The following is a 24192-nucleotide window of genomic DNA, read 5'->3' as shown; positions in this document are numbered from 1 at the left end:
GATAAATGCTGAGCGATGAGGAGAAAAAATGCAACACAGCCAAAACGATAGATTTAGAATCGCGCTCTATGTATCACTTTACACGGGAATTGTGATCACATTTTCCGTGATAGCGTTAATTTCGACAATAGTTCTTGCGATAGATCCATGCATGTTAGCAAAAGTTGGAAGATTCATCCAATTCACAATACAATTAGTTGCGGCATTCGTGACATATTTCGTTTTTATAAAGCGACATGCTCAGCTTTTTACTCGCACTGAATTCTGGAAAATGGTCGGATTCTCAACCCTGATAGAAATGATTTTGGGAATGGCTGTGCTTCTGCCGTCGGGATTGTTACGCGCAATCCCGCCCCAGATGTCGGTCGTGATCGTCATGATCAGCGGCATCGTTGCGTTCCTTGCAACGTCGCTCGGCTACTCCAATCGATTTGGAAATACCATATTGAAAGCTGAACTCGTTAGAAGGGCAAAGATGGACTCAGAAACCTTCCGCTAGGTCACCGGTCTCACGCAGCCTTCCTGAATCGCGCGCGGTCGTGCAGCGCGCCATAGTCCAGCTCCGGCCCGACCGGCACGATACGCGTCGGGTTGATCGTCTCGTGGCTGCCGTAATAATGCGACTTGATGTGGTGCAAATTCACCGTGCCGGCGACGCCCGGCACCTGGTAGAGATCGCGCAGGTAATTCGACAGGTTCGGATAGTCGGCGATGCGGCGCAGATTGCACTTGAAATGGCCCACATAGACCGGGTCGAAGCGGACCAGAGTCGTGAACAGCCGCCAGTCCGCCTCGGTGATGCGGCCGCCGACGAGATAGCGCTGCCTCGACAGACGGTTTTCCAGCATATCGAGCGCCGAGAACAGTTCGCCGAACGCCTCCTCGTAGGCTGCCTGCGTGGTGGCGAAGCCGGCACGGTAGACGCCGTTGTTGACCGCGGGATAGACCAGCGCATTGACCGCATCGATCTCGCCGCGCAACGGTTGCGGATAAAAATCGAGCTTGGCATCGCCCCATTCGTCGAAGGCCGAATTGAGCATGCGGATGATCTCGGAGGATTCGTTGGAAACGATGGTCTGCTCGCGTTTGTCCCACAGCACGGGAACGGTGACCCGGCCCGAATAGCCGGGATCGGCCCTGGTGTAGATCTGGTGCAGGAAATCGAGGCCGCAGAGCGTGTCGCCGGTGGCGCCGTCCTCGGCCAGGAACGTCCAGCCGTCGGCGCCCATGAAATGATGGACGACCGAGACGGAAATCACGTCCTCGAGTTTTTTGAGCACGCGAAAGATCAACGTCCGATGCGCCCACGGGCAGGCGAGCGAGACATAGAGGTGGTAGCGGCCGGGCTCGGCCTTGAAGCCGCGTTTTCGCCCTTCGGCCGGCGCGCCGTCGCGGGTCACCCAGTCGCGCCACTGCGACTGCGCGCGCACGAATTTGCCGCCGCTCTCCCCGCTATCGTACCTGCGGTCCTGCCATTGGCCTTCGACTAGCAATCCCATGCAATATCCTTTCGCGTTCCTACCCGATGTAGGGCACCAAGCGGCGCCGCGGAAATCCCCGATGCTGAACAGATCGTCAACGGCTGCGTCGTCGAGTGCGGTCGGCTGCGCCGGCCGATTGCGGCGGCTGAAAATTGGTGCTAGCGGACATCCGCATGTTCGACTTTGCCATGATCCGGTTCGACCGACGACGAAAGAGCGCCCGCGCTTGATGAAGCGCTGACTGGCGAACGCTGCCGCTTGCAGCAAACCTTTCCTCGTATACCGGAACGCAAAGACCATGAGCCTTGCCGACTTGAAATACCTGGCCGACGTGAAATACCTGCCGGAAACTCCGGCGCACGATCCTGAAATCGAAGCCATCAATAACGAGGCCTTCGGGCCGGGCCGTTTCGTGCTTGCCGCCTACAAGATCCGCCAAGGTGGCCCGCACGAACGCGCTTTGTCCTTCGTGGCCGTCGATGGCGCAATCGTCGTCGCCTCGGTACGGATGACGCGCATCGCCGCCGGTGCCGGCCGCGCGCTGATGCTCGGGCCGCTCGCTGTGCGGCCGGCCTTCAAAAATCTCGGCATTGGCCGCAAGCTAGTGGCAATCGCGCTGGAAGCCGCCGCCAAGGCCGGCGCGCCGGCGGTGATGCTGGTCGGCGACGAACCCTATTATGGCCCGCTCGGCTTCAAAAGGCTGCCGCGGGGGCAGATCTCGATGCCGCGTCCGGTCGACCCCGACCGGCTTTTGGCGCACGAGATCGTGCCGGGCGCGGTGGCGAGGCTGGCGGGCGAGGTTTGCCACGCCGACCAGGCAAGGATTGCCGCGCACATCGCCGCGATGGCATGACCATGCCGGTGCTGTCGCACGGTGGCTTGGCGTCATAGTCTGGGCACGGAGGAGGACGTCGAGATGAACCCGAACGGCCAGATTGCGATCGTCACCGGTGGCGGCTCCGGCCTTGGCGAGGCGACGGCGCGCGCTCTTGCCGCCGGCGGCGCCAGGGTTGCCGTCCTCGATCTCGGTATCGAGCGTGCGGCCAAGGTGGCGGCTGACATCGGCGGCATCGCCGTCCGATGCGATGTGAGCGACGCCGCGAGCGGTGCCGCCGCAGTCGCGGAAGCGGCAGAGACGCTCGGCGCACCGCGCATCCTGGTCAATTGCGCCGGCATCGTTATCGGCATGAAGACGATCGGCAAGGACGGACCGCATCCGCTCGATCAATACCGCAAGGTGATCGAGGTCAATCTGATCGGCACCTTCAACATGGTCCGCCTGGTCGCCGACCGGACCGCCAGGCTCGAACCGCTGCAGGGCGGCGAGCGCGGCGTCATTATCAACACCGCATCGGTCGCGGCCTATGACGGCCAGATCGGCCAGGCCGCCTATTCCGCGTCCAAGGCCGGCGTCGTCGGCATGACGCTGCCGGTGGCGCGCGATCTTGCCCGCTCCGGCATTCGCGTCTGCACCATCGCACCCGGCATCTTCAGGACGCCGATGATGGCCGGCATGCCGCCGGAGGTGCAGGATTCGCTCGCTGCCGCGGTGCCCTTCCCTTCCCGTTTGGGCGAGCCTTCGGAATACGCGGCACTTGCCTTGCACATCATCGAGAACCAGATGCTCAACGGCGAGACCATTCGCCTCGACGGCGCCATCCGCATGGCGCCGAAATAAATGCGACGGTGATGCCTTGGACGAACCCAGGAAAGACGTGATCCGCGCGACCGATACCGAGGCGATCAGGCTGGCAAAGACGCTGATCCGCAGCGCCCGTTTCGGCGCGTTGGCAGTGCTCGAACCAGGAACCGGTTCGCCGCTGGCCAGCCGGGTCGGCGTCGCCACAGACATCGACGGCACGCCATTGATCCTGGTATCGATGCTGTCCACCCATACCGGCGCCATCCTTGCCGACCCGCGCTGCTCGTTGCTCGTCGGCGAACCCGGCAAGGGCGATCCGCTGGCGCATCCGCGATTGACGCTCGTCTGCCGCGCCGTGCGGCTCGAACGCGGAGCGAACGAACACGCCCGTGCCGAGCGGCGCTACCTCAACCGCAACCCCAATGCAAAACTCTATGCCGGGCTCGGCGACTTCTCGATTTTCCGGCTCGAACCGGAGCGCGCCAGCCTGAACGGAGGCTTCGGCAAGGCCTATCTGCTCGACCGCACCGATCTGGTCGCGACGGGAGCGATCGTCGAAGAGCTTGCCGCCGGCGAGCAATCGGCGCTCGACCACATGAACGCCGACCATCTCGATGCGATTGCCCTCTACGCAAGTCATTTCGGCGGGGCCGAGAGTGACGGCTGGATCGTCACCGGGTTCGACGCCGACGGGATGGATCTCATATCGGGCGACAATGTCTGTCGGGTTTTCTTCCCCGAGCCGCTGAGAGCGGCGCGCGACCTCAGGCCTGTCCTGGTTGACATGGCCAAGGCGGCCCGATCGGCAAATTAATCACAGCCGCACAGTTAATCGGCTTGCGTGGAAAGCAAGCCTTGAGATTTGAGCGAAATGTTCTACCTTTGCGAGTGACGCTGAATCGCTGGCGTGCATCTATAGGGAAAGTCTATGGAATCCGACGCTATTGCCCCCATAGCGGCGGATGAGCAAGAAGGCATGGGGGATCTATGGTCTCGAACAAACTAGTCGCCAACGCCGGAACCGCGGCTGCGTTTCTGACGCTGATGGGCAACGAAAAACGTTTGTTGATCATGAGCTATCTGGCCGAGGGCGAGATGTCGGTCGGCGCCATAGCCGAGAAGGTATCGCTCAGCCAATCCGCCCTGTCACAGCATCTGGCCAAGCTCAGGGCTTCCGACCTTGTCGAGACCCGCCGCGACCGGCAAATGATCTATTATTCCTGCAAGTCCGCGGCGGTGCGCGAATTGCTGCACATGCTGGACGGCATTTTCGGCGAAGGTGAACTGTCGCAGATGGCTCACCGGCTGCGTCGCGCCGGGACCTGAGCGGCCGAGGCGGAGAATGCCCCGCCAAATCCGCTTTGCTGCCAAGTCCGCTTTGCTACTGAACGCGCTCGTCGGCGGCCTGCGCAATCTCGTCCTTGAACTCGACCTTCGTGCCCGGCTGCACCATGGAGGCAAGGTCTTCGGCATCCCAATTGGTCAACCGGATGCAGCCATGCGAAAAGGTCGTGCCGATCTTGCCCGGTTCGGGCGTGCCGTGGATGCCGTAGCTTTCGATCGAGAGATCGATCCAGACCGATCCCACGGGGTTGTTCGGCCCGGCAGCGATGGTGAAGGGCCGCTTGGTCTTGACCCCCTTGAAAGCGAAGTCCGGATCGTAGTGATAGGTAGGGTTGTGCACCACGCGCCTGACCTCCGCCATGCCGCTTGGCGCCGGCTTCTCCTCGCTCCCGATCGAGGCGGGGTAGACCGCCAGCCATTTGCCGGCACGGTCGCGCACACGCACCAGGCGGGCGCCCTTGTCGACCTCGACGGCGGCGACGCCGGCGGGAGGGTCGCCTCTGCCGACATCAGGCACCACCAAGGTCCTGCCTGGTTTCCTGAGGCTGGTGCCCGGATTGAGCATTCGCAGCAATTGGTCGCTGACGTGGAAGCGCTCGGCCAACCTCTCCACCGCATTGCGGTAGCCGAGCCGCCGCAAGCGGGCCATCCTCTCCAAGCGAGCCGGAATACGCCGGGTGAACGGTCCACGCACATCCTTGCGCATCACCTCATAGGTCACCAGCACCGGCTTGGCGGAGGTTGCGATGAGTTTGCTCCAGGTTTGTGGACTGAGCTTGCCCTCAGGCGGAAGTCCGTTTGCCGCCTGAAACGCGGCGACGGCCTTGGCGAAGTTCTGGGAAAGGCGCCCGTCGATCAGGCCCGGCGAGAAGCGGGCCCGATCCAGAAGGATCTGCGCCTTCAGCAGCATCGGATCGACACCCTTCGGTTCGCCGATAGTGAATTGGGCCTGATTGACGGTGGCTGGATCGAGCTTGGCCGCGCTGGCCACGCCACATGCAAGGGCAAGCGTGGCGGTAAAGACGAGGAGGAGCCTGATCATCGATGTCCTCCCAGGACCGCAGCAGGAGCCCGCCTCTATGACGCGGCATGGCCCCGTGGGGTTCCTTCGCCCCATCGAAATTCTGCATTGAAGCGGCTTGGCCGAAGTGCCGTGCCGCGGGAATCAATATCTCCATGCCGCCAGGAGGCCAGGCAAGGCGTCTCGGCCCGGCGCCTTGTGATTGGATTTGACCGTTAGAACGGCGTGCATCCATTTGGACGCTGAGATACGGTCAGAGCTTCGGATCCGGCATCATGCCTTCCGAAGCCGAATCCCGATTCGCGGCCGACGCCAAGATCCGCCGAGGAAGCCATGAATCCGATCCGCATAGACGACCCGCAGGATCCTCGCGTCGCCGCCTATCTCGACATCCGGGAACGCGATCTTGCCGGCCGGCAGGGCCGTTTCGTCGCCGAAGGCAAGGTGGTGCTCGACACGCTGCTTGCCGCCCGTCGCTTCGAGGCAGAATCGGTGCTGGTGCTCGAGAACCGGCTGGCCGGCCTCGATGACGTCCTGCGCAAGGCGCCTGCCGGGCTTCCGATCTATGTCGCATCCGGCGAAGTCATGGACAGGATTGCCGGATTCCACATGCATCGCGGCATATTGGCGATCGGCCGCAAGGGCGCGGCCGTCTCCGCTGAAGCTTTGCTCGGCGCACTGCCCGCCCGCGCGCTGATCGTGGTGCTGGTCGGCATCGCCAATCATGACAATATGGGATCGATCTTCCGCAATGCCGCCGCCTTTGGCGCGGATGCCGCGCTTCTCGATCCGACCTGCTGCGATCCGCTGTACCGCAAGGCAATCCGCGTCTCGGTGGGCGCGGCCTTGAAAGTCCCCTTCGCCTGCTTTGCCGATACCGCGGGCTGCACCGCAATGCTCGACCGGCAAGGCTTCAGCCAATTCGCCTTGTCGCCGCGCGGGCAGATCGACATTCGCGATGCCAAGAGAAACGAGCGGCTGGCGCTCTATCTCGGCACCGAGGGCGAAGGCCTGCCGGAAAGCCTGCTTGCCCGCCTGCAGACGCTGCGGATCGGTATGGCGCAGGGCTTCGACAGCCTGAACGTCGCCGCCGCATCAGCCATCGCGCTGCATCATTTTTCCGGAGCCTAATTTAGAGCCGGGGCGTCCCGCTCGCGCTTGTGGAATCTTAGTCGGTCGAAGCGGCCTTCTGCAGCGCCCGCACCCGATCGGCAAGGCTGCGTCCGCCGCTCCCCGGCCGCGTATCCTCAGGCGCTGCAAGCGCCCGGGCGATCGGCGAATCCGGCCCGTCGAGTTTTGCCGTCAACGCCACGACTTGCGCCGCCAGATCGTTCATCTCTTCGCGCAATGCCGCGCTGGCGCTGCCGGTATCGTCTCCGGTCCGCGATTTCGACGTTTCGACGGCAGCAAGATCTGTCTTCAGCCGCCTGTTCTCGCGTGCCAGCGACGTCAGCCTGGCCTCCAGCCGCTCGCGGTCGGCGTCCAGCTTGGCGGTTGTCTGTTCGATGTCGCCGTTGGCGGCCACATTGACCTGACTGCCTGGCACGCCGGCAAGACCCACCGCAGGCGCCCTTTCAGCGCCTTTCGGCTTTTCGCGAAGGCGCACCAGTTCCTTCTCGCGGCGCTCGAGCCTGTCCTCGCGATCGGCCAGCGGGGCGAGCAGGCGTTCGACCTTCTTTTCCAGGTCGCCGGTTCTTTTCTTCTCGGCCTTCAGCGCGTCCCGCAAAACCTTGCTTTCGGCTGCCAATTCCTGGCTGCGCCTGTCCGCCTCCTTGCGCTGGCCGCGCAGCAGCGAAATGTCGCTTGCCAACTTCTGCAGCTCGGATTCGCGCGCCACCAGCTCGATCTGCCGGCTGCTGGATGAAAAACTGGCGTCGTCATACATGTGCTCCAGTTTCCGCAGTTCGAGCCCGCGCTTTTCGAGGGCGCGCTCGGTCTCCGCAAGCCGTTCCGACAGCTGCTGCAGTTGCTCATCACGCTTGCGAAGCTCCTCGCCGCTGGCTGTAAGATCGGCGACGACCCGGTTCTTGTCCTGTCGCTCGGCCGCCAATTCCTTCAGGGCTTCGCGGTCGCGGCCGATCTCGACCAGCTGTTCGGCGGCTTTCTCGCGCAATGACTTGACGGTCATTTCAAGCCGGCGCACCGAAACCGCGAACTCGGCGCGAATGCGATCCTTGTCCGCCTGGATCTCGGCCAGCGTCAACGGCATCGAGCCCTCGACGCGCTTGCGCGTCAGCGCCACCGCCCGCCGCCACACGGCCGGAGCAATCATCAGCGCCAGAAAGCCGGCGCAGAGAAAGCCGAGAACAAAGAACAGGATCGACTGGACCAAGATGACTATCCGTTGTGCATGGCAACCGCCAAAGGTCGACTTTGCCATCTTCGCATGACGGAAATCCGGCGCCACGGCAAGAGTATGCCGCGGCAAAGCTCAGACCGTGGGATCACAGCTCCAATCGCAGTGGCGCCATCATGCAGGTGTCAGAACGGATTCCAGGTCGCGCGCTGGGTGAGCTTGAGGTAGCCGAGATTGACGCCGAGACGGGCGCCGACGCCGGTACGGATCGGCACGAGCAGCACATTGTTGTTCTTCAGCACGTTGAAGCCGACGCCGGCGACGACATAGGCGGAGCCGGCGACGCCGCCAAAACGATTATACAGGCTGCTCACATCGTCGAGATTGTAGACCAGCATCATGACGCGCGAGCCCTCGCCGCCGAAATCCCAGCCGAGCGACGGGCCTTGCCAGAACACTTTGTGGTCGCCGGCATTCTTGGTGTAGAGCGTGCCTTCGCCATAGGTCAGGCCACCGATCAGCGCCCCGGACCCCTCTTCGCCGAGCAGATAGCCGTTCGGCAGGCCATAGGTGGCGAAAATCTTCTCGACGACGGTGGCGAGCCCGCCCGATGTCGCGCCGAAGAATTTATGACCGGAATCGACGATCTCCTGCGCGGTGTATTCCTGCGCCCGCGCGGCCGATGCCGAAAAGGCGACAAGGCCGATGAGCGCGATCGTCATTGAGACGACACGGAAAAAAGTCCGGTCGTAGAATCGGGAAACCATGCTTCCAATCTCCGTCAGGGAGCACTTTCGCCGACGCCTCGCACCCGTACGGCTCTTTGGCGGCCGTTAAGGATGACTGTTAGGGGCAAACTATGCCGTAATCCTTTTTCAACCATTAAACTCCCACATGAAGATGGCGGTTCGAAGGCTGTTTTCACATCGCCCGCGCAGCATCCTGCTGCGTGAACACGCCATTTTCGACAATCATGATTTCGGATTTGTTGCTGCACGCACAAGCGCTGTGTATTCAGAATGCTTGGGAGAGAGCGTGATTCGTGTGGACAGGCGTGATCATGATCGCCCGGTCATTGTGTTGTGAAATTTGCAGGGATTTTTGCCGATGGCCGAGCTTTTCACCCTTTCCGCACCCGATCTGGCAGCGCTGCTGTGCAGCCGGGTCTGCCACGACATCATTTCGCCGGTCGGCGCCATAAACAACGGGCTTGAGCTGCTCGACGAAGGCGGCGCCGACGAAGACGCCATGAAGCTGATCCGCCAAAGCGCCAAAAACGCCTCCGCCCGCCTGCAATTCGCCCGCATCGCCTTCGGCGCCGCCGGTTCCGCCGGCATGCTGATCGACACCGGGGACGCCGAGGCCGTGGCCATCGCCTTCCTGAAGAACGAGAAGCCGGAACTGATCTGGAACGGAACCCGCGCACTGTTGCCCAAGAACAAGGTCAAGCTGCTGCTCAATCTCATCCTCGTCGCTAACGCCGCCATTCCGCGCGGCGGCAGGCTGGTGGTCACGCTGGAGAACCTCGAGACCGAGCCGCGCTTTGCGCTCGCGGCGAGCGGCCCGATGCTCCGCGTGCCGCCCAAATTCCTGGAATTGCATTCCGGCCACAGGCCGGAAGAGCCGATCGACGCGCATTCGGTGCAGCCCTATTACACGCTGCTCCTGGCCCGCGAAGCCAACATGACGATTTCGATCCATGCGACCGCCGACGAGATCGTCCTTTCGGCAGCCTGAAGTTCTCCTAAAGAGTGGGGAAAGTATTTTTCTCAAGTCATATTTGCGGCGCTGTTCCTAACATCTGTGGGGCGGGCTTGCGGATTGATTGCGTGAAGCATTGCGAAAGAAGATTTCGCTTAAAACACCTTCAGGAAAATTTTACCTAACGGCTTTTCGGCTTCTTTACCAGATCGGCCTATGTTCCCCGGCAGATGCCACGACGCTGCCGGTTCGCCGCATGGCAAAGAGGGTCCCGGAATGAAACGCTGCATGTTCGTCGACAATTCGAGCGTCATCAGGAAGGTCGCAAGGCGTATCCTGGGCGGTTCCGGCATGATGGTGATCGAAGCCGCCAGCGGCCACGAGGCGATCGAGATGTGCGCGGCCGACATGCCTGATATCATCGTCGTCGACGGCGCCTTGCCGGACATGCAGGCGCAGGACCTCATCCGCCGCCTGCGCGCCATGGAAAGCCCGGTATTGCCGCAGGTTTTGATTTCGCTGGTCGAGGTCGATGTCGGGGCGATCATGCGGGCAAAACGAGCCGGCGCCCAGGGCTACCTGCTGAAGCCGTTCAACCGGCCGCAACTGCTCGAGTGCTTCCGCGCCTTGAAGATTGCCGCCTGATCAGAGCTGTTCCATTCCGACGAAAATCGGATCGGCTCTATCTTGTTGTTTTGCCGGGTTCTTTTCCGAAAAAATCGGCGCCCACCTTGGGATCACGCCCCTAGTTCAGGCGCTGACGCGGATATCTTCGGGCTCACGCAGCACATAGCCGCGGCCCCAGACGGTCTCGATGTAATTCTGCCCGCCAGACGCGGCGTCAAGCTTCTTGCGCAGCTTGCAGATGAAGACGTCGATGATCTTCAGTTCTGGCTCATCCATGCCGCCATAGAGATGGTTAAGGAACATTTCCTTGGTCAGCGTGGTGCCCTTGCGCAGCGAGAGCAGTTCCAGCATCTGATATTCCTTGCCGGTCAGATGCACGCGCTGGCCACCGACCTCAACGGTCTTGGCATCGAGATTGACCACCAGGTCGCCGGTGGTGATGACCGACTGGGCGTGGCCCTTGGAACGCCGCACGATGGCATGGATGCGGGCGACCAGTTCGTCCTTGTGAAAGGGCTTGGTCATGTAATCGTCGGCGCCGAAGCCGAGGCCGCGCACCTTGTCCTCGATGCCGGCCATGCCGGAGAGGATGAGGATCGGCGTCTTCACCTTGGACAGGCGAAGTGTTCTCAAAACTTCATAGCCCGACATGTCGGGAAGATTGAGGTCGAGGAGAATGATGTCGTAATCGTAAAGCTTGCCTAGATCGACGCCCTCTTCACCAAGGTCGGTCGTATAGACATTGAAACTTTCCGATTTCAGCATCAGCTCGATGCTTTGTGCGGTTGCACTGTCGTCTTCTATCAGCAGAACGCGCATTTCATTCCCCTTTTCTGCCGCCGGACCATTTCACGACCCGTCCAGGACCGGAGCAGTGATTGCCTGAGCAGAGGCTGCCATCGAATGGTTAATAAAACCTAATTCCCCGTCCATGACGGTATCAGATTTTTTAACCCCTTTCTACACCTTGTTGAATCCAATAACGAATCACAGACCCAAACCGTTAATGCAGCACATTAATAAGCCAGACTAAGTGACTCTTCGGACTCGTTGGCCGGGTTTCCCGACGAGAAGCAGAATTTTTACCCGCCCTTAAGTCCTGAGCCGTATGATTAACAATGCCCGTAAACGAATGGTTACCGCCGGCAAAAAACTTTAGGAGTTTGTTTCCCATAGTTCGGGGAAAGCCGGTGGAAACGGGTCAAGCCTGGGCCTTGCCGGGTGAATTGGACGATATGTGCAGGTGTGCGTTTCCGGGAGTACCGAATCATGAAGTCACGTGAAAACCTCGTTCGGCTGAAGCAATTTCAGGTGAGCGAGAAGCGGCGGCAGCTGCTGCAGCTCGACATGATGATCGCCGAATTCGAGCGCATGGCCGTCGAGCTGGAACTTCAGATTGCTGCCGAAGAGAAGAAGGCCGGCATCACCGACATCAATCACTTTGCTTATCCGACCTTCGCCAAGGCGGCACGGCTACGCCGCGACAACCTTAGAAATTCGCAAAGCGACCTCGCCCAGCAGCGAAATGTCGCCGAATCATTGCTGAGCGAAGCCGAAGCGGAGCTTTCCAAGGCCGAGATGCTGGAATCGCGCGACACCAAGGCGCGCGACACAGAAGCCGGCGGCCGCAGCGCCATGATCGGGTGAAAACAAGACTTTAACGCGCGTCGCGCTTGCGCGCTATTGCTGCGCACCGAACTGTGCCCGCCTCAGGCATCCAGATCTTCTTGCTGTTCCGCCGCCCGTGCGCGCGCATTTTTGATGTCGGGCACATGCTGCTCCGACCAGGCTCTGATCTGATTGAGCAGCCCTGCCAGGTTCTGGCCAAGTTCGGTCAACTCATATTCGACCCGCGGCGGAATGACCGGGAAAACCTCGCGCCGCACAAGCCCGTCGCGTTCCAGGATACGCAGCGTCTGCGTCAGCATTTTCGGCGTGATGCCTTCGAGCTTGCGCGCCAATTCGCCGTTGCGGAGCCGGCCCCGGCGCAGCGCACAGATCACCAGGTAGACCCATTTGCTGGCGAGCGTCTCGAGCACGGCGTGTGACGGGCACGACCGCCGAAAGGCGTCATAGCCAAAAGGGGAAACATCTTTACTATCCATGGGGTGCATATATATCAAAAAGGTACATACTAGACAAGAGAAAATAACTATCCAAATGATAGTGGCACATCAAAACCAGCAGGAGAGCCTTCCATGCGTGCCATTATCCAGAATTCCTTCGGCGGACCCGATGTCCTCGTCATTGCCGATCGCCCCGCGCCATCACCCGAAGCCGGCGAAGTGCTCGTCCGCATCGAAGCGGCCGGCATCAATCCGGTCGATGGCGCAGTGCGCGGCGGCCACTATCCGCTGCTTGGCGAGCCGCCTTTTGTCCTTGGCTGGGACGTTTCGGGGACTGTCGAGGCGCTGGGCTCCGGCGTCTCCGGCCTCAAGGTCGGCGATGCCGTGTTCGGCATGCCGCGCTTTCCCAAACAGGCGGCAGCCTACGCCGAACTCGCCGCTGTCCCGGCTGATGAGCTTGCGCCGAAACCTGAAGGCATAGATCACGCGCAAGCCGCGGCGCTGCCGCTGGCTGGCCTGACGGCCTGGCAAGGCCTTGTCCGCCATGGCCGGCTCGATTCTGGCAAGCGCGTGCTGATCCACGCCGGAGCCGGCGGCGTCGGCCATCTGGCGGTGCAGATCGCCAAGGCGCACGGCGCTTACGTCGTCGCGACCGCCAGCCCGGAAAAGCTCGATTTCGTCCGCTCGCTCGGCGCCGACGAGGTGATCGACTACACAAGGGACGATTTCACCGCGAAGGCCCGCGACATCGATCTGGTTCTGGACCCGTTCGGCGGCGTGCATGCGGAGCAATCACTGAAAGTGCTCACGGCCGGCGGCGTTCTGGTGTCGCTGCTCGATGTCAGCGATGCCACCAAGGCAAAGGCCAGGACGCGAGGCATCCACGTCGAGCGCATGTCCGTAGTGCCCGACCGTGCCGCTCTGGTGGAGCTCGGCAAATTGATCGACGCGAAAAAGCTGGCCGTCCACGTGGCAAAGGCGTTTCCCCTCGAACAGGCCGGTGCCGCCCATGCCTTTCTCGCCACCAGGCCGATCGGCAAGGTGGTGCTGACGGTCTGAAATTGCAGATCGTCGACCCTCGCAGACGTAAGGGCGCTGATCAGCGCCCTTATCGGCCTAATGCCGGTATTGCTGGATGCGCGTGGTGCGCAGGCCGGCAAGGCCGTATTCGTCGATCGACGCTTGCCAGGACAGGAATTCCTCGGTGGTGAGCTTGTAGCGCTGGCATGCCTCTTCGAGGCTCAAAAGCCCGCCACGCACCGCCGCCACCACTTCCGCCTTGCGCCGGATAACCCAGCGACGTGTGTTCGTCGGCGGCAGATCGGCGATGGTAAGTGGGCTGCCGTCCGGCCCGATAACATATTTGACTCGCGGTCTAATTAGATCGGTCATCGTACTCTCTACAAAAAACTCAAAGACCCAATCCCCACCACATTACCGCCACAGCTTTAAAATTTGCCTAAGCAGACCCTAATGGTTAGGTAAGGATCATGAACGCGGCGTTAGCCTTTTCATCGGCATTTGAAACATCTGCCGGCAAGCGCATTGAACCCGGCAGGAAAAATGAGCCGGCCCGGCAAAGCTGGCGCAGCCGAGACGCTTGACCTATATTCCGGCCATTGGCATTGAAGCGCCGCGCAGAACGAAAGAACCATGAACAGCCTCGATCTTCCCGGACGCCCCGAAAACACCCGCGTCGTCGTCGCCATGTCGGGCGGTGTCGATTCGTCGGTCGTTGCCGGCCTCCTGAAGCGCGAGGGCTACGACGTCGTCGGTGTCACGCTGCAGCTTTATGACCACGGCGCGGCAACGCACCGGGCCGGCTCATGCTGCGCCGGCCAGGACATCGACGATGCCCGCCGCGTCTCCGAGACGCTCGCCATCCCGCATTACGTCCTCGATTACGAGGAGCGCTTCCGCAAGGCGGTGATCGACCCGTTCGCCGAGAGCTATGTCGCCGGCGAAACGCCGATCCCTTGCGTTTCCTGCAATCAGACGGTGAAATTCGCCGACCTTCTTGCGACCGCCAAGGAACTCGGCGCCGACGCGCTGGCAACCGGCCACTACATCCGTTCCGGCGCCAATGGCGCCCACCGCGCGTTTTACCGGCCGGTCGACGCCGACCGCGACCAGAGCTACTTCCTGTTCGCCACCACCCAGGCGCAGATCGACTATCTGCGTTTTCCGCTCGGCGGCCTGTCGAAGCCTGAGGTTCGCGCCATCGCCGAGGAGATGGGACTGACGGTCGCGGCCAAGCAGGACAGCCAGGACATCTGTTTCGTGCCGCAGGGCAAGTATTCCGACATCATCGCCAAGCTGAAGCCGGCTGCCGCCAATCCGGGCGACATCGTCCATATAGACGGGCGCGTGCTTGGCCGCCACGAGGGCATTTTGCGCTACACCGTCGGTCAGCGCCGCGGCATCGGCATCGCCTCGGGCGAGCCGCTCTACGTCGTTCATCTCGACGCCGACCGGGCCCGCGTCGTCGTCGGCCCGCGCGAGGCGCTGGAGACCCACAAGATCTTCTTGCGCAACATGAACTGGCTGGGCGATGGCCCGCTGACCGCTATCCCGGCGGCCGGGCTTGAGCTTTTCGCCAAGGTGCGCTCGACGCGGCCGCCGCGCCCGGCCGTGCTGCATCACCGCGCCGGTGTCACTTCGGTGGAACTGGTAGACGGCGAATCCGGCATCGCGCCCGGTCAGGCTTGCGTGCTCTATTCCGACGATGGCAACGAGGCGCGCGTGTTCGGCGGCGGCTTCATCGAGCGCTCCGAGCGCGGCGCCGAGGCCGAGGCGATGCTGACGCGGCTTGCCGTCCAGCCGGCGCGGGTTCCCGCCGAATAGACGGCGTTTTCTCTTAGGGCCTTGTATGGGCGGGCCTTGTATGGGCGACGGTGCCGGCGGTCAGGATGCGCAGCACGCGGATGGCCTCCTCGCCGCTGGTGCGCGGTTCGGCCCGCGTCTCGATGCAGTGGATGAAATGCTCCAGCTCGCGCGTCAGCGGCATGCCCTCACCGACCGCGACATAGGACGGCTCGTTGGCGGTGAACGCCCATTGGCCGCTGTCCTGCCACACCGCGTGGCGATAGACGGCAAGCTTGCGCTCCCACGGCTCGACATCGTCGAACACCGCCATCGCCTTGGTGCCGACAACGGTCAGCCGCCGCTCGCGGTAAGGGTTGAGCCGCGAGGCGAACAGATGGCCGCGCAGGCCGTTGGGAAAGCGCATGTGCAGATGCGCAAAGTCGCTGAGATTGTCGAGAAGAGCAGCGCCTTCGCCGCGCACTTCGACCGGTTCGGTGCCGGTGATGGCCAGGATCATCGACAGATCGTGCGGCGCCAGATCCCATAGCGCGTCGTTTTCGGTGTGGAACTTGCCGAGGCCGAGCCGATGCGAATGGATGTAGCGGACTTCGCCGAGTTCGCCATTGTCGATCAGCGCCTTCAGCGTCTCGAAGGCGGGATGAAAGCGCAGCACGTGGCCGACCATGAAGACACGGCCATTATCGACGGCCGCCTGCACCGAGCGTTCGGCATCGGCCACCGTCAGCGCGATCGGCTTCTCCACCAGCACGTCCTTGCCGCCGAGCACGGCGCGCACCGCCATGTCGGCATGGAACTGCGGCGGCAGCGCCATGACAATGGCGTCGACATCGTCGCGGGCAAACAGCGCCTCCGGCTCTATCGCCAGGCAATCCTGCTCGCTGGCAAAACCCTCCGCGCGCGCGGGGTTGACGTCCGAAACCGCATGCAGCGCGCCGAGCGCCTTTAGGGTGCGGATGTGGTTGCTGCCCCAGTATCCGCAACCGAGGACTGCAATGCGCGGTTTCATCAATTCATGACCATGACTTTCGTGGCCGAGACATAGCGACGTGCCTCGCTGAACTCAACCCCGGCCTGTGCGCCCAAATGTCTGCCCGGCAAAGCTTTCGGCGTCAGCAATATGCCGGCGCGGCAGCCACTTCGATGCTTGACATGCTTGGCCTCGCAACCTTATATCCGCGCGACCTTGGCGAACGCGCCGATATGCCTGCCGATTTAAGCTGGATTTCGGGCCTTCGCCGCCCTGGCGGGGTAGCTCAGTTGGTTAGAGCACGGGAATCATAATCCTGGGGTCGGGGGTTCAAGTCCCTCTCCCGCTACCACCCTCAACCCACTATCGTACGTAATAGTGGGATCTTGCCTGTGGCGCACCTCGGCCACCGCGCGTTCCCCAGCATAGCGCGCTTGGGGAAACGTGTTGCCACCGATGAGGGCGGCAAGCTTGCCTTTGACCTCGACCTCAATACCCTGTCGCGCCCCTTTGGGATGAACCGTCACACTGTGGACGAGCGCGCGGAAGCTCTTCACCAGCGCGCCCTGATCGTCAATCGCTTCGGCGTGATGGGCTAAGACCGAAGCGAGCTCATCGACCGTTTTGACATACCTCTCTATCGTCGCTGGATGTACGGTAAGGGTTGATGGCGCCTCTTCAAGATTGGCGAGTTCTGCCTCGGCCTCGATGCGTCGACCTTTCAGTTCGGCGATGCGTTCTCGGGCGTCGTCATCCCCAATGACTCCCTTGACTACCAAGTCAATGTTGCGTTGTCGCTCGGCTTCAATCCGTGCGATCTTTGTCTCAAGGGTGATCCGAGCATTGGTCGCACCGGCTGCCAGCCGTTGACGCTCTTGATTATAATTCCGCACGTAGATCTCAATGAGACGCGGATCCTTCAGCTCATCACGCATTCCATCCAATACAGCATTCTCTACGTTCCGCAGATAGACTATGCGACGATTGGAGCAGCTGCCGCTCTCACGAACTGTCGAGCAGCGGATTCGTGTTTTGCCAGTCTTGTCGCGGTCATGCACCGACATGCCCGAACCACAGCAGCCACATCGTAACAGGCCCGAGAGGAGGTGCGGCGGCCGACGCTTGACACTCGATTTCAGGCGAGATTTTTCTGTCTTCAAGGCCTGCGCGCATCGCCATATCTCTTCATCAACGATACGCAGCTGTGGGACGTCAATTGTCTGCCACTGGTCGCGGCTATTCGGACGCGACAGACGCCTGCCGGTATCTGGGTCCTTAACCATCCGAACCTTGTTCCAGACGATGCGTCCAAAATAAAGCTCGTTCAAAATCATCCCCGCGCCGCGTTGTGCATTGCCGTTGATGGTCGAGGCGTTCCAACGAGTGCCGCGAGGCGGACAAACGCCTTCGCGATTGAGATCTTGTGCTATTTCGCGTGGTGGTCGGCCAGAGGTATAGGCCGCGAAAATCCGGCGAACAACCTTAGCCTCCTCTTCAACGATCTCCAGTTCACCGGGTCTCCCGGGAATTGCCCTATAGCCGTATGCGCGACCGCCGGCATGGCGCCCGTCCCGAACCACTCCGGCCATTCCTCGGCGCACCTTTTTAGCACCGTCCTCGCGCTGCATCTGGCCCACCAGACCTCGAATTCCGATCAAGATCGCGTCAGCTGTACCGTCGTGAACAGCTTGGATCTCGATCCCCAGGAATGACAGTCGTTTGTGAAGCCCAGCGAGATCCTCCATATCGCGCGAAAGGCGATCGAGTGCCTCAACAATGACGACATCAAACTTTCGTTCGCGCGCCGCATCCATCATTCTCATCAGGCCATCGCGGCCAAACATCGAAGCGCCAGAGCGAGCTTTGTCCTCGTAAGCCGCAACCACATCAAGTCGATGCCGCGCAGCATACGCGCGGCAAAGGACTATCTGGTCATCGGTGGATTTCTCGTTCTGCAGCTCGGTCGAGAACCGGGCATAGATGGCTGCGCGTGTCATTCATGAACCTCGCCGTTACGGCCAATTGCTTCGGCGACATCCGATTTTGATGTCGAAGCAGACGGCCTCACGGCGAGATGATCGCGCCTAGCATCAGCAATCGCAAGAGCTTCCACGAACTGTACTAGCATAGGATCGAGCGCATGCTGCATCGCCCGACGCGTGCAGGCATTTGGCCCGGCAGCATTCCGCTTGTTCACCGACTGCTTCATCGGAGTGAAGGATGCCGGGCCTTGCAGCGCTAATGAAGTGGGCTACGCGCGTGGTCGTACAGATCGGACGCGACGACGTGTGAAAGGGACAGGCGCCAGCGGGATCATCTGTTGAGTTTGTTGAAACGTCTTTGCGACCTGGATGGGCCCACCCGCTGGTTGTCGATCCAAAGCCCTAGGTTCAAATGACGGACCTGCATCCAGATTTGACGATGCCAAGCCGCATAGCTCAGACAATCATGGCAGGCCTGGAGCGACGACGTCTTTTCCAACAAGAACATTGCCGGCAACCTATACGACAAGAAGTCGATCGTCAGAGCTGTCAGTTCGCTACGCCCGCGACATTCCATGGCTTGCTCGGCATCATGATTGTGCTGCCGCCATCGACCACCAGCACTTGCCCCGTAATGAAACGAGCCTCATCGGATGCAAGGAACGCCGCAGCCTCGCCGACATCCCAGCCCTCGCCCTGCCAGCGCATGGGCACGGCATTGTCGCGCGAACTCATCATCTCTTCGAGATCGAAATGATTGTCCTTGTGAGCGGACTGCACCATTGGCGTCGACAGCATCCCGGGCGCGATCGCGTTGCAGCGTATACCCTTGGCGGCATATTGTGCCGCGACACCCATGGTCAGCGCATTGACCGCTCCCTTGGAAGCGCTGTAGGCGATCCATGGGATGGTGAACCTGATCGCGGCAAAGGACGAAATGTTGATGATTGCGCCTTTTGCCTGGCGCTCCATAATCGGCAGGGTCCATTTGCACGTCAGGAACATGCTCTTCAGATTAACCGCGATGACCTGATCGAAGTTCTCTTCGGAGCACTCGACCGGGCCGCCCATCTTGGCAATCCCTATGTTGTTGTGAAGAACGTCGATGCGGCCATTGTAGCTGAGCGACTTCTCAATTGTATCCTTCACGCTTTCGGATTGGGTGGCATCGCACGCCAGGGCGAATGCCTCTCCGCCCTGGCTCCGGATGAGTTCCGCCGTAGCGGTCGCCGCACCCAAGTCGATATCGACGCAGGTGACGGCCGCCCCGTGTCGGGCGTAAACAAGCGCCGTGGCCTTACCGACGCCATAGACCTTCTCGCTGATTTGCCCAAGACTCCAGCCCCGCTCTACCTCATTGGCCGTCCCCGCGCCAAACAGCACGACATGTCGTCCTTCGAGCTGGTGCCCACTTCTTGGATTTGAAAGTGAAGGAATACTCATGTGACTATCCAATGGTTGCTGCTGTCTCGGGACATTCGCAAATTCAGAGCCGGCTGCGCTAGTTGATGGCCGCGTACATGACCTTCTCTTCAGTCGCTTCCAAGGCGGAGAATTCTTCTACCACCTTGCCCTTGCGGAACACGAGCAGGCGGTCCGAAAGAGACATGATCTCGGGGAGGTAGGACGAGATCACGACCACAGCCTTGCCCTCGTCGGCAAGCTGGTTCAGATATTTGTGGATCTCGGCAATGGCGCCTACGTCGACGCCACGGGTCGGTTCGTCGAAAATGATCAGGTCCGGCTGCTGGATCATCGATTTGGCGATAACCACCTTCTGCTGGTTGCCGCCTGATAGTTCGATCGCCTTGGCCTCGGCGTCAATGGAGCGGATGTTGAGCCGCTTGACCCAATCATTGCCGTGCCTGGTCGCTTCATCCTCTGAAACAAGCGCCCTTCCCCGGCCAAGCTTTGCCAGCAGGCCGAGATATATGTTCCATGAGATTGATTTCGTTTCGAAAAAACCCTCAAATTTTCGGTCTTCGGTAATGTAGGCGATGCCATCCCTGACAGCCGGAGCAGGAACGAGATAGCTCTTTTTCTTGTCATTAAACACGATTTCGCCGCCGTGGAATATATCACGCTTGATGACACCGGCGACGACCTTGAACGTCTCGGTCCGCCCCGAGCCGACAAGCCCGAACATTCCGGTTATCTGCCCGGCGAAGACCGACAGCGAATTGTTTTTCACCATCGAAGCCATACGAAGGTTCTGAACCGAAAGGACCCGCCGACCGGCCGGTCGCACAAAGCTCTTTTTGTTCCCGTAGAGGGTTTGCGAAATGTCGCGGCCAATCATAGCTTTGACGATGCGAGCCTGATCGAAGTTTTGCGTGAGATCGGTCACGATGTGCTTGGCGTCGCGCAGCACCGTGATCCGGTCCGAGATCATCAGCGCCTCCTCGAGGGCATGGCTGATGAATATGATCGAGATGCCGCGACTCTTGAGCACCGAAACAAGGTGGAAGAAGTGCTGTTTCTCCTCCGGTGTGAGTGTCGCCGTGGGCTCGTCGAAAATAATGACCTTGGCCTTTTGCAAAACAGCTCTAGCGATCTCAACCATCTGCTTCTTGGCCGCACCCAGCAGGCTGACGACCATGGCCGGCTCGACGTCGAACTGGAGCGACTGCAGGAACTGCTGCGCCTCAATATTGATGCCGCGCATGCGGTTGAAATAGCGCTCATTGCCGAGAAACAGGTTCTGGGCAACCGTCATGGTCGGCACCAGACTAGTCTCCTGAAAGACCATCGCCACGCCAAGCTTGTTGGCCTCGTTTGGAGATTTTGGTGTGACCTCGTTGCCATGGAGGAACATCTTGCCTGATGTCAATTGCACGACACCGGCCATTACCTTGGTCAGCGTGGACTTGCCCGCGCCATTCTCACCCACGATCGCATGAACCTCTCCGCGCAGCAGCTGATAGTCGATCTCGTCGATCGCCTTGACTGAGCCGTACTTCTTCGTGGCGGCCCGAAGTTCCAGTACCGTGTCGGACATGGTGTCAAATTCCTCCCTGGGCAGGGACTTTCATTTTGAGAACTCTGCCGCTTCCCTTGGACAGGACGAAGAGGAAGCCGTCGCATTCCGCAGTGGCCACCACGCCGTGGTTTCGCCCGCCGAGGCGGCTTTGGAACGAATACTGCGGCAGTCCCGCAGCCGAGAGCTTGATGACGAGTCCGTAGGATCGCGGCGGCGCCCACGGCTTCAACACGCCGCGCATTTTCACGCCTGCGCCCTGCAGCGGCTCCAGGAACGTGCGGCCAGAACTCAGCGCCGGCGCGATCCAATATTTCGGGTCGACTTCCGCAACCATCCTCTTGCGATAGGTTGGTTCGCGAAGCACGAATTCGATCAACTGTGTGCGACCTGCGAACACCGACAGCCAAGCCCCACCGTCGGAGGCAGGCGACAGCCGGCAAGGATAGCCCGGCAGATGGTCGACGACGATGGACGTCGCCCACCCCTTATCGTCAAGTTTGACGACACGATGCTTCCAACTTTCTGAGAACCAGATAGTCCCGCCAGACGCCAGAACCCCGAAGGCGTAGGACAGTCCGCTTGCAAGCACCTTGGCGCCCCCGTCGGGTGGACTCAACAGAACGACCCGACCCGTGCGCCCCTTCGTCATCACGTCATGGCTCCACTGCCGATATGGATACTCGGCCGAGCCGTCCGAGACCGCGAGGGATCCATCCTGGCGCACGCTTACTCCATTGACGGCATTGAAAGGCTTGCCGCCCACGGTCTTCCAACTTCGCCCCTCGAACGGGCCGCCCAAGATGCGGACTTCCTTGCCGTCCAGCGCCACGGCGAGACCACCGTGAGGCATGCAGCCCATGGCCGTGATGGGGCTCTCGAGCGTCGCCGTAACTTTCCATTCGCCCCCGTTAACTTGAGAGAGAATGCGACCGCCATCAGCCAGATAGATGGTCCTGCCGTCGGAAGCGAGATCCTCGGGCGCTTCAAACTCATCTAGGATAGAAGCATCTTCGAGCAGGCTGTTCGGCTTCAGCGCACCATCGAAGATCGGAATGGTGATCGCGGCTTCGCCGCGACCCCTGATGTTGTCACTGACCCTTCGGAGAAGCTCAAGCATTACGTTTTCCCCACCTGAAGTCGTATTGAACGTAATTCGGATCCGCAGCCTTCAGCTTGAACTGTCCGATGCGATTATTCGTCAGGCCGCCGAGATAGAGGTGCCCGCGATGCTCGCGCATGGATGTAATCATCGGATGGTTCACCGCGTGAAGATCCCAGAACGTTTCCAGGATTTCACCCTTGTCGTTGAACTTGAGCACACATCCGGTGTTCAGGTTTGGATAGAGCCACTCGTCCTGGGGCACGCGCTTGGCCATGCGCCGGCGGAAACCCGGCATTTGCCAGGCGAGATCGAGCGCCGGGCTACGCATACCAACCAACGACATCCAATAATTGCCGTCGGAAGCCCGGTTGATGTTGTCAGGATAGCCCGGAAGATTGTGAAGCACCATTTCCAACTTGCCTTTCTTCGGGCCGTCGAACCAGTAGCGCTTGACCGTGCACCCCCAGGATTCGGCGAAAAGGAAGGACTGATTGTCCGATCCAATGCAGACGCCGTTCGGAAAGATGAGATGGTCGAGGACAGTATGAGTCTTGTTGGTGTTCGGGTCGTAGCAGATGATGCGGCCGTTTCCGCGCGCCTCAAGCGCGTCGATCGGCCAATCATGGATCTCGAAACGCTTCGTCGCTTCCGAGAAGAAAACGCGTCCGTCGTCGGCAATATCGAGGTCGTCCGCCAGACGCAGCCGGCTATCGTCATTCACAGAGGTATAACTACGGTTCGTCTCGTCGGTTGCCTTCTCCACTTCGCCCGACGGCGTGACGCGATAGAGGCCCATGCCGCCGACACAGACATAGAGATTATCGTGGCGGTCGAAGGCCATGCCGAGAGGCTGGCCGCCGATATGGGCAAAGATTTCCATCTTCTTGTAGTCTGGCGGAACGAACCGGACGATATCGCCGAGACGCGAGCCGCCGTAGAGATAATTGTTCCGGTCGAGGATCACGTCCTCGGCACCCTCGACCTGTCCGAAACCGATCACGGTGACATCGCTCAGCTTGTCGTTGAGACCCCAAACTCCGCCATCCTTTGGATCGGTGGAGATCAATGGTCCCATGAAATGATATGCAGGGCTGACATAGATCTTGCTGACAATCCGGTGCTTGTTTTTCAACCATCTGATGTCTATGGCTGCGGCGCCGAGCAAGATCGTCGCAAGCGCGATGCGGTTGATGCCGCCCACGAAGCCCATATTGGTCGCGCCGTTGATCAAGATCAGGACGATCAGGGTGCCGACCGTGGCCTTGGTGACGCTACCCTTGCCGCCGCCCAAGCTGATACCGCCGATCACTGCCGCAGTGAGCGCTGTGATCTCCAAACCGACGCCGATGTCGCCCCCTGCAGATCCCAGACGAGATGCGTAGAAAAGCGCTCCGATGGCGGTGAGCCCGCCTGAGCCAAGGTAGGTCAAGGTAACCGTCCGGCGAACGTTGATGCCGCTGTTATATGCAGAGCGGCGGGCACCGCCGATCGCATTGATGTGCCAACCCGGACGCAGTCTTGTGAGAAAGACGTGGCCATAGATGGCGACCGCGGCAAATACCCAGGCGACCAGGGGAAAACCCAGGAACGCGGCCTCGGAAAGGAGCTCCCACGCCCGTGAATCCGGGAGGCTTCCCGCTATCTCCAACGCATGATCGAGGATCAGCATGTCGTAGGTGGCGCGGTATATGATCAGGGTTATCAGCGTGGTCAAAAACGCCCTAAGCCGGAAATATCCGATCAGGATGCCATTCACGAGGCCAAGGAGACAGCCACAGGCGACCGTTGCCAGGACAACGACTGCAAATGGAGCCGCCACGACACCAATCAGGTAGAGCGCTACAAAATTGCAAAGCGCGAAGATCGATCCGACAGAAAGGTCGATACCCCCGACGATCATGACGAGAGTCAGACCAAGAACCACGAAGCCGATCTCGGCAGCTTGCTGCAGTGTGTCGGATATGCCGCCAAGGGTCATGAAATCCGGCGTCAGGAACGACATGGCGACGGAGACGACGACCAGCAGCAATACGGGGATTGCAGTCTCCATCCATCGCTTTGCCAGGATTTCACCCAGGACGTGGTCGGGCCAGTACCGATATCGGAACTCGACAATCTTCTGGGACAATGTCGGTTCGCGCCAGCGCGAGCCATCAA

25 protein-coding genes, 1 tRNA gene and 1 pseudogene are annotated in these 24192 nt (G+C 60.7%); 13 read left to right on the top strand and 14 right to left on the bottom strand.

Features of this window, described 5'->3' with window-relative positions; translation table 11 throughout:
• Window positions 1-240: 240 nt before the first annotated feature.
• Window positions 241-390, bottom strand: a complete 150-nt coding sequence (locus tag NKI24_RS20260) for a hypothetical protein (protein WP_352540966.1) — start codon at window positions 388-390, stop codon at window positions 241-243.
• 119 nt (window positions 391-509) lie between these two features.
• Window positions 510-1499, bottom strand: coding sequence for a glutathione S-transferase family protein (locus tag NKI24_RS20255; RefSeq protein ID WP_352743338.1), 990 nt, complete (start codon window positions 1497-1499; stop codon window positions 510-512).
• Between the two features lie 280 nt (window positions 1500-1779).
• Here NKI24_RS20255 and NKI24_RS20250 point away from each other — a divergent pair, with 280 nt between their 5' ends.
• The 4 genes from NKI24_RS20250 (at window position 1780) to NKI24_RS20235 (ending at window position 4449) form a co-directional block, all read left to right on the top strand.
• Window positions 1780-2334 carry a GNAT family N-acetyltransferase gene (locus tag NKI24_RS20250; protein WP_352743340.1) on the top strand — a complete coding sequence of 185 codons (555 nt, stop codon included), beginning with the start codon at window positions 1780-1782 and terminating at the stop codon, window positions 2332-2334.
• Between the two features lie 63 nt (window positions 2335-2397).
• Window positions 2398-3159: an SDR family NAD(P)-dependent oxidoreductase gene (locus NKI24_RS20245; protein WP_352747787.1), complete on the top strand. Its 762-nt coding sequence runs from the start codon at window positions 2398-2400 to the stop codon at window positions 3157-3159.
• A 16-nt stretch (window positions 3160-3175) separates the two neighbouring features.
• Window positions 3176-3937, top strand: a complete 762-nt coding sequence (locus NKI24_RS20240; protein ID WP_352747785.1) for a HugZ family pyridoxamine 5'-phosphate oxidase — start codon at window positions 3176-3178, stop codon at window positions 3935-3937.
• Between the two features lie 173 nt (window positions 3938-4110).
• A complete protein-coding gene (locus NKI24_RS20235) occupies window positions 4111-4449 on the top strand; it encodes an ArsR/SmtB family transcription factor (protein WP_023679553.1) in 339 nt (112 codons plus the stop codon).
• A 55-nt stretch (window positions 4450-4504) separates the two neighbouring features.
• Here NKI24_RS20235 and NKI24_RS20230 read toward each other — a convergent pair whose 3' ends face one another.
• Window positions 4505-5509, bottom strand: a complete 1005-nt coding sequence (locus NKI24_RS20230; protein ID WP_352747783.1) for a L,D-transpeptidase — start codon at window positions 5507-5509, stop codon at window positions 4505-4507.
• 312 nt (window positions 5510-5821) lie between these two features.
• Between NKI24_RS20230 and NKI24_RS20225 the strand changes: the two genes are divergently transcribed.
• Window positions 5822-6619 carry a TrmH family RNA methyltransferase gene (locus NKI24_RS20225; protein WP_352502237.1) on the top strand — a complete coding sequence of 266 codons (798 nt, stop codon included), beginning with the start codon at window positions 5822-5824 and terminating at the stop codon, window positions 6617-6619.
• 37 nt (window positions 6620-6656) lie between these two features.
• On the opposite strand, the gene NKI24_RS20220 is transcribed toward NKI24_RS20225, so the two are convergent.
• Together NKI24_RS20220 and NKI24_RS20215 are read right to left on the bottom strand one after the other, a co-directional pair.
• Window positions 6657-7820, bottom strand: a complete 1164-nt coding sequence (locus NKI24_RS20220) for a coiled-coil domain-containing protein (RefSeq protein ID WP_352747780.1) — start codon at window positions 7818-7820, stop codon at window positions 6657-6659.
• Window positions 7821-7969: 149 nt separating this feature from the next.
• On the bottom strand, window positions 7970-8551 hold the full coding sequence (locus NKI24_RS20215; RefSeq protein WP_352747778.1) for a DUF1134 domain-containing protein: 582 nt from the start codon (window positions 8549-8551) through the stop codon (window positions 7970-7972).
• Window positions 8552-8678: 127 nt separating this feature from the next.
• On the opposite strand from NKI24_RS20215, the gene NKI24_RS20210 reads away from it, so the two are divergent.
• From NKI24_RS20210 to NKI24_RS20200, 3 genes are all read left to right on the top strand, one after another.
• On the top strand, window positions 8679-8870 hold the full coding sequence (locus NKI24_RS20210) for a hypothetical protein (RefSeq protein WP_352747775.1): 192 nt from the start codon (window positions 8679-8681) through the stop codon (window positions 8868-8870).
• Window positions 8871-8891: 21 nt separating this feature from the next.
• Window positions 8892-9521, top strand: a complete 630-nt coding sequence (gene chpT / locus NKI24_RS20205) for a histidine phosphotransferase ChpT (RefSeq protein ID WP_352452917.1) — start codon at window positions 8892-8894, stop codon at window positions 9519-9521.
• A 240-nt stretch (window positions 9522-9761) separates the two neighbouring features.
• Window positions 9762-10130 carry a response regulator gene (locus tag NKI24_RS20200; RefSeq protein WP_352452918.1) on the top strand — a complete coding sequence of 123 codons (369 nt, stop codon included), beginning with the start codon at window positions 9762-9764 and terminating at the stop codon, window positions 10128-10130.
• Window positions 10131-10235: 105 nt separating this feature from the next.
• On the opposite strand, the gene ctrA is transcribed toward NKI24_RS20200, so the two are convergent.
• Window positions 10236-10931 (bottom strand): response regulator transcription factor CtrA, encoded by a 696-nt coding sequence (gene ctrA / locus NKI24_RS20195; RefSeq protein WP_006203583.1) that lies wholly within the window; start codon window positions 10929-10931, stop codon window positions 10236-10238.
• A gap of 450 nt (window positions 10932-11381) precedes the next feature.
• On the opposite strand from ctrA, the gene NKI24_RS20190 reads away from it, so the two are divergent.
• Window positions 11382-11759 carry a flagellar export protein FliJ gene (locus tag NKI24_RS20190; RefSeq protein WP_023719275.1) on the top strand — a complete coding sequence of 126 codons (378 nt, stop codon included), beginning with the start codon at window positions 11382-11384 and terminating at the stop codon, window positions 11757-11759.
• A 62-nt stretch (window positions 11760-11821) separates the two neighbouring features.
• On the opposite strand, the gene NKI24_RS20185 is transcribed toward NKI24_RS20190, so the two are convergent.
• The gene (locus NKI24_RS20185) at window positions 11822-12217 is read right to left on the bottom strand and encodes a winged helix-turn-helix transcriptional regulator (protein ID WP_352747771.1); all 396 of its coding nucleotides are present in this window, start codon (window positions 12215-12217) and stop codon (window positions 11822-11824) included.
• A gap of 93 nt (window positions 12218-12310) precedes the next feature.
• Here NKI24_RS20185 and NKI24_RS20180 point away from each other — a divergent pair, with 93 nt between their 5' ends.
• Window positions 12311-13237: an NADP-dependent oxidoreductase gene (locus NKI24_RS20180; RefSeq protein WP_352747769.1), complete on the top strand. Its 927-nt coding sequence runs from the start codon at window positions 12311-12313 to the stop codon at window positions 13235-13237.
• A 57-nt stretch (window positions 13238-13294) separates the two neighbouring features.
• Here the strand turns inward: NKI24_RS20180 and sciP are convergent, their stop codons facing one another.
• A complete protein-coding gene (sciP, locus tag NKI24_RS20175) occupies window positions 13295-13570 on the bottom strand; it encodes a CtrA inhibitor SciP (protein ID WP_023679563.1) in 276 nt (91 codons plus the stop codon).
• Window positions 13571-13831: 261 nt separating this feature from the next.
• Here sciP and mnmA point away from each other — a divergent pair, with 261 nt between their 5' ends.
• A complete protein-coding gene (gene mnmA / locus NKI24_RS20170; protein WP_352747767.1) occupies window positions 13832-15022 on the top strand; it encodes a tRNA 2-thiouridine(34) synthase MnmA in 1191 nt (396 codons plus the stop codon).
• 13 nt (window positions 15023-15035) lie between these two features.
• Here the strand turns inward: mnmA and NKI24_RS20165 are convergent, their stop codons facing one another.
• A complete protein-coding gene (locus tag NKI24_RS20165) occupies window positions 15036-16010 on the bottom strand; it encodes a Gfo/Idh/MocA family protein (protein WP_352747764.1) in 975 nt (324 codons plus the stop codon).
• Window positions 16011-16246: 236 nt separating this feature from the next.
• Between NKI24_RS20165 and NKI24_RS20160 the strand changes: the two genes are divergently transcribed.
• Both NKI24_RS20160 and NKI24_RS20155 read left to right on the top strand, forming a co-directional pair.
• Window positions 16247-16323: transfer RNA gene (locus tag NKI24_RS20160), tRNA-Met, on the top strand.
• Window positions 16324-16363: 40 nt separating this feature from the next.
• Window positions 16364-16570: a hypothetical protein gene (locus NKI24_RS20155; RefSeq protein ID WP_352747761.1), complete on the top strand. Its 207-nt coding sequence runs from the start codon at window positions 16364-16366 to the stop codon at window positions 16568-16570.
• A gap of 345 nt (window positions 16571-16915) precedes the next feature.
• Here NKI24_RS20155 and NKI24_RS20150 read toward each other — a convergent pair.
• The 5 genes and pseudogenes from NKI24_RS20150 to NKI24_RS20130 form a co-directional block, all read right to left on the bottom strand.
• Window positions 16916-17968: pseudogene (locus NKI24_RS20150) on the bottom strand (recombinase family protein); the annotation flags it as partial.
• Between the two features lie 534 nt (window positions 17969-18502).
• Entirely contained in the window at window positions 18503-19396 is an 894-nt protein-coding gene (locus tag NKI24_RS20145; protein WP_352747759.1) for an SDR family NAD(P)-dependent oxidoreductase, read from the bottom strand.
• A 58-nt stretch (window positions 19397-19454) separates the two neighbouring features.
• Window positions 19455-20951, bottom strand: coding sequence for a sugar ABC transporter ATP-binding protein (locus NKI24_RS20140; protein WP_352747757.1), 1497 nt, complete (start codon window positions 20949-20951; stop codon window positions 19455-19457).
• A gap of 4 nt (window positions 20952-20955) precedes the next feature.
• Window positions 20956-22050: an SMP-30/gluconolactonase/LRE family protein gene (locus tag NKI24_RS20135; protein WP_352747755.1), complete on the bottom strand. Its 1095-nt coding sequence runs from the start codon at window positions 22048-22050 to the stop codon at window positions 20956-20958.
• Window positions 22043-24085 (bottom strand): ABC transporter permease, encoded by a 2043-nt coding sequence (locus tag NKI24_RS20130; RefSeq protein ID WP_352747752.1) that lies wholly within the window; start codon window positions 24083-24085, stop codon window positions 22043-22045. Before NKI24_RS20130 ends, NKI24_RS20135 begins: the two co-directional genes overlap by 8 nt.
• Window positions 24086-24192: the final 107 nt, after the last annotated feature.

The sequence above is a fragment of the Mesorhizobium sp. M0701 genome, assembly GCF_040320365.1.
GTDB lineage: Bacteria > Pseudomonadota > Alphaproteobacteria > Rhizobiales > Rhizobiaceae > Mesorhizobium.
The sequence above is the reverse complement of the archived record's forward strand: the minus strand, read 5'-3'. Positions and strand labels throughout refer to the sequence as shown.